This is a genomic window from Niallia taxi (assembly GCF_032818155.1).
In the GTDB taxonomy this organism is placed as follows: Bacteria; Bacillota; Bacilli; order Bacillales; family Cytobacillaceae; genus Niallia; species Niallia taxi_A.
In genome coordinates this window covers 3,430,968-3,444,814 of record NZ_CP102589.1, presented here as the reverse complement: position 1 = coordinate 3,444,814, position 13,847 = coordinate 3,430,968, and the positions used below count along the sequence as shown (strand labels likewise).

Genomic DNA, 13,847 nt, shown 5'->3' with positions numbered 1-13,847 from the left:
AAATAGGAAAATAAACAAAGGAGGATGTCCATAGGGACGTCCTCCTTTAAAGTTGCATAAGCCTGCTTAAAGCACTTATTCGTCTTTTCCAAGACGAAATGTTTCAAATACAGTCCATGATCCATTTTCCAGTTCATACAATAGATGAAACCGATCTGCTGTTTCTTCATGGCTGAATGTCCGCATTCTTAAGCTGCTGTATAAATCTAAATGTTCATCATTAGAAAGCTGCTGACCAAGTGTGACATGCGGAATAAATGGGTGCTCATGTGTAACACCAATTGTATTAATAATTTCCGTATGTAGATCTTCTAAATTTGAGTTTTGTTCAATTTTAAGGTAAATGACATTATTGACAGGCTGAAATGTGCTGATTTTCAAAACTTTAATGGCAATAGAATGGTAATGGCTCGCCACTTTCTGCAATTTGTCGCTGATTGTTTTAATCTCATCATTATCTGCATTAAATTCGCCTACTAGTGTTATATGTGGCGGTATTAGAGCGTATTTGGGATCGTAGCGCTTACGGTAAGAATTAGCTAAATCTTGCAGCTCTTTTCCTGGAAAAATAGCGATGCCATATTTCATGGTTGAAACCCCCATTTCGTCTTTTCAAGTAATGTTCTTCTAAAGGCAGGCATTTTTAGCCCTACTTGCAGTTTTGCAGTATCTGTAAGATATTATAACAAATTTATAAAATGATGTTCAAAAATATCTGTTTTTTCATTATTTTCATATATAAAATGTTGCTAATTTAGCTTGGATACATTTGCATTAAAATATTCTTCAAGTATGGCTGCCAGAATTTCCATGTATGATTTCCATCAAATTCCTCGTAATAGTAATCAGCATTCGATTTATGGAGCAGGTTAGCCAAATCCCGATTAGGTTCAAGGAAATCCTCTATTGTATTGCTCGAGGTTTTGACAGCCGTTTCTTGTTTTCCGATTATATGAAATATTTCAAGAAGATGAAAGGACTGAAAAGCATCAACAGCTGTCAGTACTTCTTTATTTACATATGGAGACTGCAGCATTACCTTGCCGAATGTATGCGGGTACTTTAATGCAGTCATAAGGGATACAGTCGCACCTAATGAATCACCGATAAGTCCTCGTCCAAGTCCCATTTGGTATGTCGGAAATTCGTTGTCCAAAAATGGAGTAAGCTCATGTGCAAGGAAACGGATATAGCTTTGCGCTTGTTCTCCGTCCGGATGGTATTTAGCCCTTCTGTCAGCGATGTCTTTATAAGGTATTCCGACAATTATCGTTCCTTGAATTTGATGATTTGAATGCAGCTCATCTGCAATCCTACCAATCCGCCCCAGTTGAAAATAATCCTTTCCGTCCTGGGCGATTAATAGATGATACTTATATAAAGCAGAATAGTCTGGAGGCAAATAAACAAGCAGTTTTATCTCTTCTTGTAATGCATTGCTGTAGAATAAAATTTCTTTAATTGTCCCTTTTGACATAAAGGCATGCTCCTTATTTTTTTATTCATTCCGTTTTAGTTTAGCATAAAAAAGCGGTTTTTGAGGAGATCTGTTGATTTTTTTGAATAAGCTTCACAACTAGATATTGTGTACGTTTTGTGAATTGTATACTACATATAGATATTTTTTAAATGAATTCATTTATAATGGGAAAAGAATTCACTTAAGGGAGAGGAAATAATGGGCACATATGAAGAGTTAATGAAGGAGTTTGCTGATATATCAAAGGGTGAAGGGGTAGACCTGATTCAGGAGAATGCCAATATGGATGGAATGGCGCCAATGAGTCATATGATGCATTTTGCGTCTGCCGCAACAAAGCATTTTACTATAGAAAGGCTGCTGTCAGAACAAGCAAAAAGTGCGTACTTAAGTGGGCATATTCATATTCATGATCTTGATTTTTATTCATCTGGGACTGCAACCTGTTGTCAAATTCCATTAGGAAAGATATTGGAGGGGGGCTTCAATACAGGGCATGGTTTTATGCGGGAACCGAAGAGCATAACGAGTGCTTTGGCATTGACATCCATTATCCTGCAAGCAAATCAAAACCAGCAGCATGGAGGACAAGCAATCCCGCTGTTTGACTATGACCTGGCTCCATATATCCAAAAGTCATTTCACCGTAATAGAAGTAAATTAGCTGAACTTCATGGAAGCGATGAAGAAGTACATGAAGTGGCTTGGCGATGGACAGAGGAAGAAACATACCAAGCGTGTGAAGCATTTGTTCATGAATGCAACAGCATGCATTCAAGAGGCGGAGGGCAGACACCGTTTGTATCGATAAATTTGGGCACAGATATATCTGTTGAAGGAAGACTTCTCGTTAAAAGCCTGCTGCTTGCTGTGAAGGCAGGTCTAGGTAAAGGGGAGACTCCGATATTTCCGATTATTGTTTTTAAAGTGAAGGAGGGCATCAATTACAACAAAGAAGATGTAAGCTATGACCTTTTCCAGCTTGCTATTGAAACGACAAGTACAAGGCTATTTCCTAATTTTCTTTTTCTCGATGCTCCTTTTAACAAAGAATATTATAATGGCACAAAAGAGTCAGAAGCAGCAACAATGGGCTGCAGAACGAGAGTGCTGGGAAATATCCACGGAGATTCTGGCTGCATTGGCAGGGGAAACCTTTCCTTCACAAGCCTTAATCTTCCCCTCCTTGCATTGGAATCTGACTCAACGGAGGATTTTTTTAAGCGCTTAGACACATATATACATATTGCTATTGAGCAATTATATGAGCGGTATCAATTTCAAGGAATGAAAAAGGCGGCAACCTTTAAATTTCTGTTTACACAAGGTGTATGGACAAATGGTGAGTCGCTTAACCCTGAAGATACACTTGAGGAAATTTGGAAGCAGGGAACATTGTCGCTTGGGTTCGTAGGTCTTGCTGAAGCGCTTGTTGCCCTAACAGGCTTTCATCATGGCGAACAGGAGGATTCCTATAAGCTTGGATTACAAATCATCAATCATATCCGAAAAAGGACAGATGAAGCGACAATAGAAAAAAAGTTAAACTACTCCCTTTTGGCAACGCCAGCTGAATCTCTTGCAGGCAAGGCACAAAGGGAAGCAAGAAGGAAATTCGGTATGATAAAGGGAGTGACAGATCGCCCTTACTTTACAAACAGCTTTCATATACCAGTTTATTACAAAATCAGCGCCCTTGAAAAAATCAATAAAGAAGCACCCTTTCACCAGCTGACTAATGGAGGACATATAACATATTTAGAACTGAATGGAGATGCAAGCAAAAACCATGCGGCGATGGAGCAAATTGTTCGGGCAATGAAGGAAGCAGGCATCGGGTATGGCAGTATTAATCATCCTGTTGATCGCTGTCTTTCATGCGGTTACAAAGGAATTATTGATAACAGCTGTCCAAGCTGCAGTGCTGTCGGCGAGAAAAACTTTGAACGGATACGCAGAATAACCGGATATCTTGTTGGGTCGCTGGATAAGTGGAACACAGCGAAACGGTCAGAAGAGAAGGATCGTGTGAAGCACTTATGAGGGTTTTAAATATCATTCAAGACAGTATTGTGGATGGTCCAGGCTTAAGAAGCACTATTTTTTTCGCTGGCTGTCCTCATAAATGCAGAGGCTGTCACAATCCGCAAAGCTGGAACGTGGGTGGTGGCAAGGAGCTGAAGACAATGGAAATATTTGATCTTCTGATGAAGAATACTCTCAATGATATTACGTTTAGTGGAGGAGAGCCCTTTTATCAGTGTCACGATGAATTGCTTACACTTGCCTCAGCACTGAAGGAAAGAGGGAAAAATATATGGTGCTATACAGGATACACATGGGAGGAGCTAATCAGTCGCCAAAGCAGCAAAGCGATATGCAAGCTGATTGATGTCGTCGTAGATGGTCCCTTTGTAGCTGAAAAACGCGATTTGACCCTGTCGTTTATGGGGAGTAGGAACCAAAGACTAATAGACTGCTCACGCAGTCTATTAGAGGAAAAAACAGTGCTTTACATAATATAACGAAAAGAATAAGCATGTGCTGTTTGCACATGCTTTTTGATTTTTTATAAATTAAGTTCTTAAGTTAGGAGATAACGGTTTTTCCTTATTGTCTTTAAGAATAGTTTTTCGTAAGAATGGCAGCACCCATCTGTCCAGTCCATAGTATCCTGCATTCGCACCTGCAAACATAATCATTAATCCCATTAGTATATCTGTAGGGTTATGAGAAATTGTCCCTGCAAGGAGGAAAGAGAAGTTCATTACTACTCCAAATAAGGCAGCTGCAGTTGTTAAGCATCCGAGAATCAGTCCAAGACCGACAAGTAATTCTCCTATTGGTATTAATACGTTAAATAATCCAACATTCGGCATCGCAAAGCCTTCTATGAAACTTGTATACCAGCCGTAAACGGCGCCGTCAGGACCTGTAACAGGGTTTTTAATTGCATTTGTCAAAAATCCGCTTGCATCAAATCCATCACCTGTCAATTTTCCAAAACCAGATTTAAACCAAGAGTAACCAAGAAATAAACGAATAACAGTTAAAATGACAGAAGCAACTTTATTTTCTCTTAAAAAAGCATTAAACATAATGTTCATCCTTCCTTTATTTTATTATTTCTTACAAGTTAAATATAGCAAAAAGTAGGAAGGAAAAACTGAAATTGTGAAACAGTTCACAAATAAGCCAAGAGATTGTGTCTGAAAATTGAATTTTTCCTAAAGGGTGTGTCAAAAATCACCAAAATGTGATTTTTATGCAAATAGAAGCTTCTCCTTTTTGCATAAAGGAGGGAGCTTCACTTAAGTATTTTCAATGCTCGGTTTAAATACACCAACTGTTGTGTTCCTGTTGATGATAAGTAGCAATTGTTCGGCCATATAGCTCGAGCTGTATTTAAAACCAGCTTCAATCCATTCAATAATCATGCCATAGATGGCATAGGCAGAATAACTTGCAGCTAATTCTCTGTCAATATGAGCGTCATTTTCATGTACATGTAAATCTTGAATGGATAATTCTTTTAGTACATTACAAAGCTTATATGGAAATCCAGAAAATATTTCAGAGTGTATGATCAGCTTATAAAAGCTCGCATGCTTTTGAACATGATCAAACACTTTAATTGCGTTAGAAGTTAATTTACTCACTTCAAATGTTTCAGAATTTTTATAAGGCTCGCGGTATGAAGCAATAAAATCTGTCATTACATCGTCCATAATTTCATTCAATAGTTCTTCTTTATAAGAATAATGCTTATAAAAGGTACCTCGGTTTAAGTCAGCTGTTTGGACAATATCTGTGATTGTTATATCCTTAAAGTTCTTTTCCTGCATCAGCAAAAGAAACGCTGCTTTTAATGCCTTTTTCGATTTGAGTATTCTTTTATCAAGGTATTCATTTTTACTAGACATATGTCACCTCAAATGTTCATTAAAAAGGACTTGAACAGCTTTTTATAGTTGGTCTGTTGGATAATAGACAAAAGCCGTCTTGTTTGCTGATTGTCCTTGATTCTTACTGTTATTATACTATAACTAACAGGGGAAACTACAAAATATGAAAGCGGATACCAGTTATTCGCCACTATATGGAGGTATAAATATGAGACTTCAAGACAAGGTTGCAGTTATAACAGGAGCAGGATCAGGGATGGGAAAACAAATTGCTCTTCTTTATGCTAAAGAAGGGGCAAAGGTTACTGTTTCAGATATTAACGCGGATGCAGCAAATGCAACTGTAGAAGAAATTAAGTCCAGTGGTGGCAATGCAATTGCAGTCATAGCAAATGTTGCCAAGGAAGAGGACATCCAAAATTTAATTGATGCGACAATCCAAACCTTCGGCACACTTGATATTTTAGTAAATAATGCAGGAATTATGGATAACTTTGAACCTGCTGGTGATATTCAAGATGATAATTGGGACAGAATATTTGCTATTAATACAACAAGTGTCATGCGTGCAACAAGGAAGGCTCTTCCGATTTTCTTGGAAAAGGAGAGTGGTGTAATTATCAATGTAGCATCTGCAGGCGGACTACAAGGTGCAAGGGCAGGTGCTGCTTATACTGCTTCCAAGCATGCGGTTGTTGGATTCACTAAAAACACTGGATACATGTATGCGCAAAAAGGCATTCGCTGTAATGCAATTGCTCCAGGAGGAGTAGAAACAAACATCGGTGCTTCCATGACAAATGTTAATCCATTTGGAATGGGAAGAGTGCAGCCAGGTCTTGGTGTAAACCCTCGCATCGGCAAGCCAGAGGAAGTGGCGAATGTTGCACTATTCCTTGCATCTGAGGAGTCAAGCTTCGTTAATGGTACAGTAATTACTGCAGATGCAGGATGGACAGCTTTTTAATAAAAAAAAGGAGGCGTACCTTTAAAAAGGTAGGCCTCTTTTTTTATTAAAGTACTTTGTTTAAAAAGTCCTGTGTACGTTCGTTTTGCGGATTGCCGAAAATCTCTTGTGGAGTTCCTTCTTCGACAATATAACCGCCATCCATAAATATGACTCTGTCTGCCACTTCGCGTGCAAAGCCCATTTCATGTGTCACAATAACCATCGTCATGCCTTCTTGTGCCAATTGCTTAATAACGTTTAGCACTTCTCCGACCATTTCAGGGTCAAGGGCACTTGTTGGTTCATCAAACAGCATAATATCAGGGTTCATAGCAAGCGCGCGTGCAATAGCCACACGTTGCTTTTGACCACCAGATAATCTAGCTGGGTTTTCAGATGCTTTATCCTTTAATCCAACACGCTCTAAAAGCTGAAGGGCTTTTTCTTTAGCTTGTTCCTTCGATGCCTTTTTCAATTCAACAGGAGCAAGTGTAATATTTCCTAAGACATTCAAGTTTGGGAAGAGGTTAAAATGCTGAAATACCATGCCGATATTTTCTCTGACTTTGTTGATATCCGTGTTTTTATCTGTCAGCTTTTGAGCATTAACAACAACTTCTCCGCTTGTTACTTCCTCAAGCATATTCAAGCAGCGCAGCAATGTGCTTTTTCCAGAACCAGAAGGGCCGATCAGACATACAACTTCTCCTTCTTGGACCTGCATATCAATTGATTTTAACACTTCAAGGCTGCCATATGATTTTTTCAAATTAGTGACATTAAGCTTTGCCATTTTTTATCCTCCTCTCTAGAACATTCGATACTTTTGTTAAGATCATGATAACAATAAAGTAAATAATGCCGACGATAATCCACATTTGGAATGATTCTAGATTTCTTGCAATAATAATCTTACCGCTTTGCGTCAACTCGTTTATGCCAATAATAGACAGGATAGAGGTGTCCTTCAATGTGATAACGAACTGGTTAATAAATGCCGGGATCATTAATTGAATTGCTTGTGGTAGTACTACCTTCAACATAGCCTTACCGTATGGAAGACCTAAGCTTCGTGCAGCCTCCATCTGTCCCTTGTCAACGGATTGAATACCGCCGCGGACGATTTCTGCCATATAAGCACCAGCATTTAAGCTCAATGTGATCAGGCCAGCGACAAATGCAGTAATACGGAAATCAAATGCTGCTGGAATACCGAAGTAAATAAAGAATGCTTGGACAATCAATGGTGTACCACGGAAAATATCAATATAAATCATAGCAATAGTGCTTAATAATCTACTTTTTGCAATACGCATTAATCCGAAAACAATACCAACTATTGTTGCAATAATTAAGGAAACAACAGTTAGGATTAATGTCATTTTTAAACCTGTCATTAAGCTAGGCATGCTTTCTTTCAATAGACCGAAAAACCCAGTGTCTTCTGTAGCAGCAGTGTTAGAGCCAGTTTCTAAATATTTATCCATTATCTTCTGGTATTCACCACTTGCTTTTAAGTTAGCAAGACCTGTGTTGAACATTTCTAAAAGCTCTGCATTTTCACCTTTTGAAACGGCGAAGCCATAAGAAGCACCTGCTTCTTTATCTGTAACGCTTTTTAAGCCATTTCCTTGCTTAATTCCGTATGCTAATACAGGATAATCGTCAAAAACAGCAACAGAGTTTCCTGTTTTTACATCTTCGTACATGTTTGCAGAGTCATCAAATGTAACAATAGAAAAACCATATTTATCTTTAATACTTTCAGCGAAGCTGGCACCTTCTGTACCAGTTTTTACTGCAACTTTTTTGCCTTTTAAATCATTATAAGAGGAAACATCATCATTACCTTCACTAACGGCCATAATTATTCCTGAATCGAAATACGGGTCAGAGAAGTTAAATTTTATTTTTCTTTCATCAGTTATGCTCATTCCCGCAATAACTGCATCTACTTGTTTAGATTCAAGTGCTTGAACTGCAGCGTTAAAGCCAAGTGGTTTTATTTCATATTTAAATCCTTGGTCTTTAGCAATTGCTGCAACAAGGTCCATATCAATTCCAACGAACTCACCACTCGTATCTTGGAATTCAAATGGAGCAAAAGTAATATCTGTAGCAATCTGATATGTTTTTTCTGCAGCCTTCACATTTGTTAGGGGAGAAAGCATACTTAACGTAGTCAGTAAAACTACAAAGAACAAAATTAACTTTGGAAATCTTGTTTTTATCTTCATTCATATAGCTCCTTTTGTACTTTTTCTATGTTGGAAAACTAGGATAAATAAATCCTTTTTGATAAACATTTGTTTGTATGTAAGATAATCTGACATAAAACATAATTAAAATCATACTAAATAAATGTAAAATTGTACAGATATGATTTTAAGAATAAATAATATTATCTCCGACATTAAATGAGAGGATGTACAGACAAACTTTGATTTTTTAAAAATGAAAGAGTTTGCATGATAAGAAATGATTTTTTTAATCGTCTTATTTTTTCTTATAAATTCCTTTCTAATGCTTAAAATCGTCATTTTTCTTAAAATTAGCATGGATTTGTTACATGTGCTTCTTGGAGATTTTTGGAGCTTGTAAAAAACGTAAAACATGGCTGGACAATAAGTGTTTAAGCTATCATAATCAAAACTTTTTTAAGCGTGGCAGACTTTTAGTTTGGTTTTTACTTTAAACATTTTAGTGGAATGGAGCGGAGGACACACGCAATGGAACGGACTACTTTTAAAGTCTGGAATCATTTATTAAACATAAGGTCCATTGGGTTAAAGTTAGAATAAATTATTTCTTTTTAGGGATGGTGAATAATATGTTATTCCATCCCTTTTGATTTCTTATTTAAATGTATCATCAGGATGCAAATTATTTTGCATTAGCTCCTGTACGTTACTAATTTGTTCTATTGACGCTTTTTCTGTTTTATACCAGCCTTTTTCATTCATAATGGTAAAAAGCTCGTATTGGTTTGAGCTTGCATTTGCAAAGGCCTGCTCATAAATCTCACGGAGCCCTTGGTGTGTCGTTTCTAGTATGACAGTGCTAATACTGTGACAGCGCCCTTTCTCAAGCTCTAAACAAAGCTGGAGCATTTCCCTGTCCGTCAGGCCGCGCCCTTCGATATTGTTTGGCATTTCATCCATCCTTTACGCAGTTTATTGAATATTTGACGTTCTGTTAAAATATTGAGACAGATCAGCAATCTTTAGCTGATGTTTTTCTGCCATAGCTTCGAGTGTGCTTTTTAGCGTCTCATCATGACATTGTGCTGCACACCAATTCAATGTTTTAGCAGTAATCGTCTCAGCGCGAATCTCGTCCTCAATAAATGCCAATTCCTTTATTGTAAGTTCGGTCAAGCTGTTCACCTCCCAAAACTTTTATAGGCTTAGTATTGTTTTGGTCCTGCTGTTTTATCCTTTTAAGAAATCCTAATAAGAGACGAATTGCGTAACACTTAGTTTTTATAACATATACTTAGCCATAATAAGGAGGGAGGAAAAGTGAAATGTCAATTTAACAAGCCGAGTGGCTTATTTAATGTTGGTTTATGCTATAATAGTATTAGAACCAAGTACTAAAACTAGGTGTAAGATTGTGAAAGTGACTTGTCAAATTAGGAGGACAATATGGAAGATTTATTAAAAATAAAAGGCAAAAACATCGTCATAATGGGTGTTGCAAATGAGCGGAGTCTTGCTTGGGGTGTTGCTAAATCCTTGTTTAAGGCTGGTGCAAATTTAATATTTACATACCGACTTGATCGCTCACTTAGTAAATTAACTAAATTATTGTCAGATAACAGTTACGATGCTAAGTTAATTGTTCAATGTGATGTAAACAGTGATGACAGCATTAAGAATGCATTCCAAGAAATTGGCTCAAAAGTAGGAGTCATTCACGGAGTTGTTCATTCTGTGGCGTTTGCTCATTCTGAGGATTTAAAAGGCGATTTTATTAATACTTCAAGAGAAGGTTATGCATTTGCACAGGATACTAGTGCGTATTCTTTAATTGCTGTAGCAAGGGAAGCGAAGCCTTACATGACAGAAGGCGGAACTGTTACAACAATGAGCTATCTTGGCGCTGAACGTGCTGTGAGCGGATATAACGTTATGGGTGTTGCTAAAGCTGCACTTGAGTCATCTGTTAAGTATTTGGCATTAGAAATGGGTAAAGATAATATTCGCGTAAATGCTATTTCTGCTGGTGCAATTCGTACACTTGCTGCAAAGGGTGTCGGTTCATTTAATGCTATTCTTCATAAAATTGAAGAAACATCTCCACTGAAACGAAACGTTACACAGGATGAGGTCGGCGATATGACATTGGCGATGATCAGTGAGCTGTCAAGAGGAGTTACAGGCGAAATTATTTATGTAGATTCAGGCTATAACATCCTTGGCTAATGAATAAAACAAAGAGGCTATGAAATTTCAATTTCATAGCCTCTTTTGTATTACTTAACTTTTCTTGGTGTTGATCTTCTTATGAAGAACGCCAAAAGAAGTGCTAGTGCTGAGATGCCTGTTGCGACGATAAAGGCATCGTTTATTCCGTCAATTGTTGCTTGCATTACTGCTTTTCCATAAATAGTAGAAACAGCAAGTGCTTGACCAGAGCTTGAAGGAATACCAGCTAATGCTGCGAATCCTTGACCAAGCTGACCTAGTTTTTCAGCAATAAACGGATTATCGCTTGTGATAATATTACTGTAATTAGCAGTATGGAATGTAGACCTGTTTGTCATAACAGTAACAAGGAATGCTGTTCCAATACTTCCTGCAACAGTTCTAGCCGTGTTTGAGGCTGCTGTACCATGGCTTGTCAAATGCATTGGCAACTGGTTCATACCCTCTGTCATAACTGTCATCATGATGAAGGACATTCCGAACATACGGAAAATATATAGCATCATGATATGTCCATAGGTTGTTTGCATGCTCAATTGTGTAAAGCCCCATGTTGTCAAAACAGTGATAACCAACCCAATGATTGCAAGTGGTCTTGCACCAAATCTGTCGAACAGCTTACCAGCAATCGGCGACATAATCCCCATTACGATAGCTCCTGGAAGCATCAATAAACCAGAATCCAATGCGGTAAAGCCGCGAATGTTTTGAAGGTAAACTGGAAGTAGAATCATACCAGCAAACATTGCCATGTTGACAACCATGCTTACTACTGTAGTTAATGCATAAATATCGTACTTGAAAACCCTTAGATCAAGCATAGGAGTTTCAGTAGTAAATTCACGCCAAACGAACAGAGCTAAGAATACAATACCCGTGATAAGAGAACCAATAACTACACCACTGTCCCAGCCATCATTACCAGCTTCACTGAAGCCATAAAGCAAGAAGCCTAATCCGATAGTAGAAGTGACAAATCCCCATAAATCGAATTTTGGATTTGTGCGTGGTGTAACATCCTTCATCCAAATAGTAGCAATGACTAAATCAATGATTCCAAAAGGAATAACAAGATCAAATAATACTCTCCATGAATAATGACCAATTAGCCATCCTGAAAGTGTAGGACCGATAGCAGGAGCAAAAATCATCGCAACCCCCATGATCCCCATTGCAGTACCACGTTTTTCAGGTGGGAAGATAGTCAAGAATGTTGTCATTAGCAGAGGCATAATAACACCAGCACCAGCTGCCTGGATGACACGTCCAATCATTAGCATACTGAAGCCTGTAGAGACAGAACATACTAATGAGCCAATGGTGAAAGCAGACATAGCGAGTATGAGCAGCTTTCTCGTTCCAAGCTTGCTGATTAAGAACGGAGTGATTGGAATAAACACACCATTTGTCAGCATATAGCCAGTTGTCAACCACTGAACAGTACTTGTTGAGACATTCAAATCGTTCATAATATGCGGGATAGCTACATTCAATAATGTTTGGTTAAGAATTGCAACGAATGCACCCAGCATAACGGCAGCGATGATTTTTCCTTTACTGCCTTCAAAATCTACTCTTGCTTGTTGTTTAATGTCTTTTTCTTTAACAGGTATTTCTTTTTCGTCATGTTTTTCAGCATTATCTGGATCACTGACATACTCTAACGCAGGTTCTGTAATCGCAGACTTGCTTAATGTTTCATTTATTGCTTCCTCCATCGGACTATCTTCTTGCCCAATGGAGCTATGAGAAACTTCATTTTCTTGGATAGGTTCATCCTGTCTGCTATTGCTTACTTTTTCCTGTTTTGGTTTTCTGCTTTGCTTCCTAATCAGGTAGTTTATGGTGAGAAGCAATATAATGCTGATAACTGCATAGCTTGCGATATATATCGTCATCGTCATCACCTACTTATGAATTCGCACAGTTACGTTCATACCAGGAACTAAATCTAAACCACCATAGTTATCAATTGAGACTTTAACAGGAATGACTTGCGTTTCTTTTGTGTAGTCGCCTGATGAATTGCTGCTAGGAAGCAATGAGAATGTGCTTGATGTTGCTAAGCCTAAAGATTCTACTTTACCAGTTAAAGTTGTATCAGGGTATGCATCTACATATAGATCAACGTCTTGGCCAACCTTTACGTCATTTAAGTCTGTTTCATCAACGTTTGCTGTAACCCATAAGTTATTCATGTCATATGCTTTAGCTAAAGAAGTACCTGCTGCAACAAAAGAATTTTCTACTGCTGTTGATTGAACAACAGTGCTGTTGGCAGGAACATTAACATTAATTTTTGATGTTCCAGTTTCAGTTGTTACTTCTACTGTACCGATTTTTTCATTTTTGCCAAACTTCTCGCCGACATCGCCGCTCCATGCTGTTAATTTACCTGTTGCAGGTGAAGCAATGCTCACTTGTTGTCCCGTAATTTGGGCATTATCTGTTGAGATGTAAGAAACAGATTTATCATAGAAATAATAACCTGTAAAACCGCCGCCCACTAAAACAATAAGTAGGATGATGTTAATAAGTATCATGCGTCTTGCGTTCATTCTTGTAAGTCCTCCTTAGAATTGAGAATCGTTAAAATTTTGTTGTTTAATTCTAGCAGTTTTTGGATGTCCTCTTCAGGGAATTGCATTATTTCTTTGATCTTCCGGGCAACAACAGAGTCAGTTTGCATCAATGCTTCAAGTTTCTCATGTCCAAGCTTAGTTAGATGCAGATTAACGGCTCTTCGATCATTAGCTTGAGTTGTTCGTTCAATCATATCCTGCTGTACAAGGCGGTCGATAACACCACTGACTGTGCTTTTTGTCAGACGCAATTTGTCTGCAAGCTCACCTAAGCTTATATTCGCTTGAAAAGAAACCCGATATAATGCTTTAAGTTGAACAGCAGTCAAACCCATCTGATCTGCATCTTCTTTGAGAAGCTGATAGTAAGCCTTATTGATTTTTGCGTAGGATCTTATCAACTCATTATTTAAAGCCTCTTTCACATTATGCCTCCTGTTCCCTTACGAAATAAAATACCCAACCAGACACAAAAAATGCTGGAATTAATAGCTTGTCAAA

Annotated in this window: 15 protein-coding genes; 4 read left to right on the top strand and 11 right to left on the bottom strand. The window is 38.0% G+C overall.

Features of this window, described 5'->3' with window-relative positions; all coding sequences use genetic code 11:
• Positions 1–75 precede the first annotated feature (75 nt).
• Together NQZ71_RS17165 and NQZ71_RS17160 are read right to left on the bottom strand one after the other, a co-directional pair.
• Positions 76–588, bottom strand: coding sequence for a 2'-5' RNA ligase family protein (locus NQZ71_RS17165; protein WP_144452052.1), 513 nt, complete (start codon positions 586–588; stop codon positions 76–78).
• A 166-nt stretch (positions 589–754) separates the two neighbouring features.
• Positions 755–1,477, bottom strand: coding sequence for an alpha/beta hydrolase (locus NQZ71_RS17160; RefSeq protein WP_144452053.1), 723 nt, complete (start codon positions 1,475–1,477; stop codon positions 755–757).
• A gap of 201 nt (positions 1,478–1,678) precedes the next feature.
• Between NQZ71_RS17160 and NQZ71_RS17155 the strand changes: the two genes are divergently transcribed.
• The gene (locus tag NQZ71_RS17155; protein ID WP_275004453.1) at positions 1,679–3,523 is read left to right on the top strand and encodes an anaerobic ribonucleoside triphosphate reductase; all 1,845 of its coding nucleotides are present in this window, start codon (positions 1,679–1,681) and stop codon (positions 3,521–3,523) included.
• Positions 3,520–4,005: an anaerobic ribonucleoside-triphosphate reductase activating protein gene (gene nrdG, locus NQZ71_RS17150; protein WP_144452055.1), complete on the top strand. Its 486-nt coding sequence runs from the start codon at positions 3,520–3,522 to the stop codon at positions 4,003–4,005. Before NQZ71_RS17155 ends, nrdG begins: the two co-directional genes overlap by 4 nt.
• Positions 4,006–4,056: 51 nt before the next feature.
• Here the strand turns inward: nrdG and NQZ71_RS17145 are convergent, their stop codons facing one another.
• On the bottom strand, positions 4,057–4,578 hold the full coding sequence (locus NQZ71_RS17145; protein WP_275004457.1) for a DoxX family membrane protein: 522 nt from the start codon (positions 4,576–4,578) through the stop codon (positions 4,057–4,059).
• A gap of 213 nt (positions 4,579–4,791) precedes the next feature.
• Positions 4,792–5,403, bottom strand: a complete 612-nt coding sequence (locus NQZ71_RS17140) for a TetR/AcrR family transcriptional regulator (RefSeq protein ID WP_144452057.1) — start codon at positions 5,401–5,403, stop codon at positions 4,792–4,794.
• A 190-nt stretch (positions 5,404–5,593) separates the two neighbouring features.
• Between NQZ71_RS17140 and NQZ71_RS17135 the strand changes: the two genes are divergently transcribed.
• Entirely contained in the window at positions 5,594–6,352 is a 759-nt protein-coding gene (locus NQZ71_RS17135) for an SDR family oxidoreductase (protein ID WP_144452058.1), read from the top strand.
• A 46-nt stretch (positions 6,353–6,398) separates the two neighbouring features.
• Here the strand turns inward: NQZ71_RS17135 and NQZ71_RS17130 are convergent, their stop codons facing one another.
• From NQZ71_RS17130 to NQZ71_RS17115, 4 genes are all read right to left on the bottom strand, one after another.
• The gene (locus NQZ71_RS17130; protein WP_144452059.1) at positions 6,399–7,127 is read right to left on the bottom strand and encodes an amino acid ABC transporter ATP-binding protein; all 729 of its coding nucleotides are present in this window, start codon (positions 7,125–7,127) and stop codon (positions 6,399–6,401) included.
• Positions 7,114–8,505, bottom strand: coding sequence for an amino acid ABC transporter substrate-binding protein/permease (locus NQZ71_RS17125; protein ID WP_260053699.1), 1,392 nt, complete (start codon positions 8,503–8,505; stop codon positions 7,114–7,116). Before NQZ71_RS17125 ends, NQZ71_RS17130 begins: the two co-directional genes overlap by 14 nt.
• Before the next feature lie 684 nt (positions 8,506–9,189).
• On the bottom strand, positions 9,190–9,486 hold the full coding sequence (locus tag NQZ71_RS17120; RefSeq protein ID WP_186303877.1) for a spore coat protein: 297 nt from the start codon (positions 9,484–9,486) through the stop codon (positions 9,190–9,192).
• Positions 9,487–9,507: 21 nt separating this feature from the next.
• Complete coding sequence (locus NQZ71_RS17115) at positions 9,508–9,711, bottom strand: hypothetical protein (protein ID WP_260053590.1); 204 nt, start codon at positions 9,709–9,711, stop codon at positions 9,508–9,510.
• Positions 9,712–9,981: 270 nt separating this feature from the next.
• Here NQZ71_RS17115 and fabI point away from each other — a divergent pair, with 270 nt between their 5' ends.
• Positions 9,982–10,761 carry an enoyl-ACP reductase FabI gene (gene fabI / locus NQZ71_RS17110; protein WP_144452063.1) on the top strand — a complete coding sequence of 260 codons (780 nt, stop codon included), beginning with the start codon at positions 9,982–9,984 and terminating at the stop codon, positions 10,759–10,761.
• Between the two features lie 50 nt (positions 10,762–10,811).
• On the opposite strand, the gene NQZ71_RS17105 is transcribed toward fabI, so the two are convergent.
• The 3 genes from NQZ71_RS17105 to NQZ71_RS17095 are packed head-to-tail and all read right to left on the bottom strand — an operon-like array spanning position 10,812 to position 13,771.
• Positions 10,812–12,662 (bottom strand): DHA2 family efflux MFS transporter permease subunit, encoded by a 1,851-nt coding sequence (locus NQZ71_RS17105; RefSeq protein ID WP_144452064.1) that lies wholly within the window; start codon positions 12,660–12,662, stop codon positions 10,812–10,814.
• A 9-nt stretch (positions 12,663–12,671) separates the two neighbouring features.
• A complete protein-coding gene (locus NQZ71_RS17100; RefSeq protein ID WP_144452065.1) occupies positions 12,672–13,322 on the bottom strand; it encodes an HlyD family secretion protein in 651 nt (216 codons plus the stop codon).
• A complete protein-coding gene (locus NQZ71_RS17095; protein WP_317011041.1) occupies positions 13,319–13,771 on the bottom strand; it encodes a MarR family winged helix-turn-helix transcriptional regulator in 453 nt (150 codons plus the stop codon). Before NQZ71_RS17095 ends, NQZ71_RS17100 begins: the two co-directional genes overlap by 4 nt.
• Between the last annotated feature and the right edge of the window lie 76 nt (positions 13,772–13,847).

Excerpts from the sequence above, each read along its gene's own strand:
- NQZ71_RS17140 (WP_144452057.1), bottom strand. The coding sequence starts at position 5,403 with ATGTCTAGTAAAAATGAATACCTTGATAAAAGAATACTCAAATCGAAA.
- fabI (WP_144452063.1), top strand. The coding sequence starts at position 9,982 with ATGGAAGATTTATTAAAAATAAAAGGCAAAAACATCGTCATAATGGGT.
- NQZ71_RS17100 (WP_144452065.1), bottom strand. The coding sequence starts at position 13,322 with ATGAACGCAAGACGCATGATACTTATTAACATCATCCTACTTATTGTT.
- NQZ71_RS17160 (WP_144452053.1), bottom strand. The coding sequence starts at position 1,477 with ATGTCAAAAGGGACAATTAAAGAAATTTTATTCTACAGCAATGCATTA.
- NQZ71_RS17105 (WP_144452064.1), bottom strand. The coding sequence starts at position 12,662 with ATGACGATATATATCGCAAGCTATGCAGTTATCAGCATTATATTGCTT.
- NQZ71_RS17165 (WP_144452052.1), bottom strand. The coding sequence starts at position 588 with ATGAAATATGGCATCGCTATTTTTCCAGGAAAAGAGCTGCAAGATTTA.
- nrdG (WP_144452055.1), top strand. The coding sequence starts at position 3,520 with ATGAGGGTTTTAAATATCATTCAAGACAGTATTGTGGATGGTCCAGGC.
- NQZ71_RS17120 (WP_186303877.1), bottom strand. The coding sequence starts at position 9,486 with ATGCCAAACAATATCGAAGGGCGCGGCCTGACGGACAGGGAAATGCTC.
- NQZ71_RS17135 (WP_144452058.1), top strand. The coding sequence starts at position 5,594 with ATGAGACTTCAAGACAAGGTTGCAGTTATAACAGGAGCAGGATCAGGG.
- NQZ71_RS17145 (WP_275004457.1), bottom strand. The coding sequence starts at position 4,578 with ATGTTTAATGCTTTTTTAAGAGAAAATAAAGTTGCTTCTGTCATTTTA.
- NQZ71_RS17155 (WP_275004453.1), top strand. The coding sequence starts at position 1,679 with ATGGGCACATATGAAGAGTTAATGAAGGAGTTTGCTGATATATCAAAG.
- NQZ71_RS17125 (WP_260053699.1), bottom strand. The coding sequence starts at position 8,505 with ATGCTTTCTCCCCTAACAAATGTGAAGGCTGCAGAAAAAACATATCAG.
- NQZ71_RS17130 (WP_144452059.1), bottom strand. The coding sequence starts at position 7,127 with ATGGCAAAGCTTAATGTCACTAATTTGAAAAAATCATATGGCAGCCTT.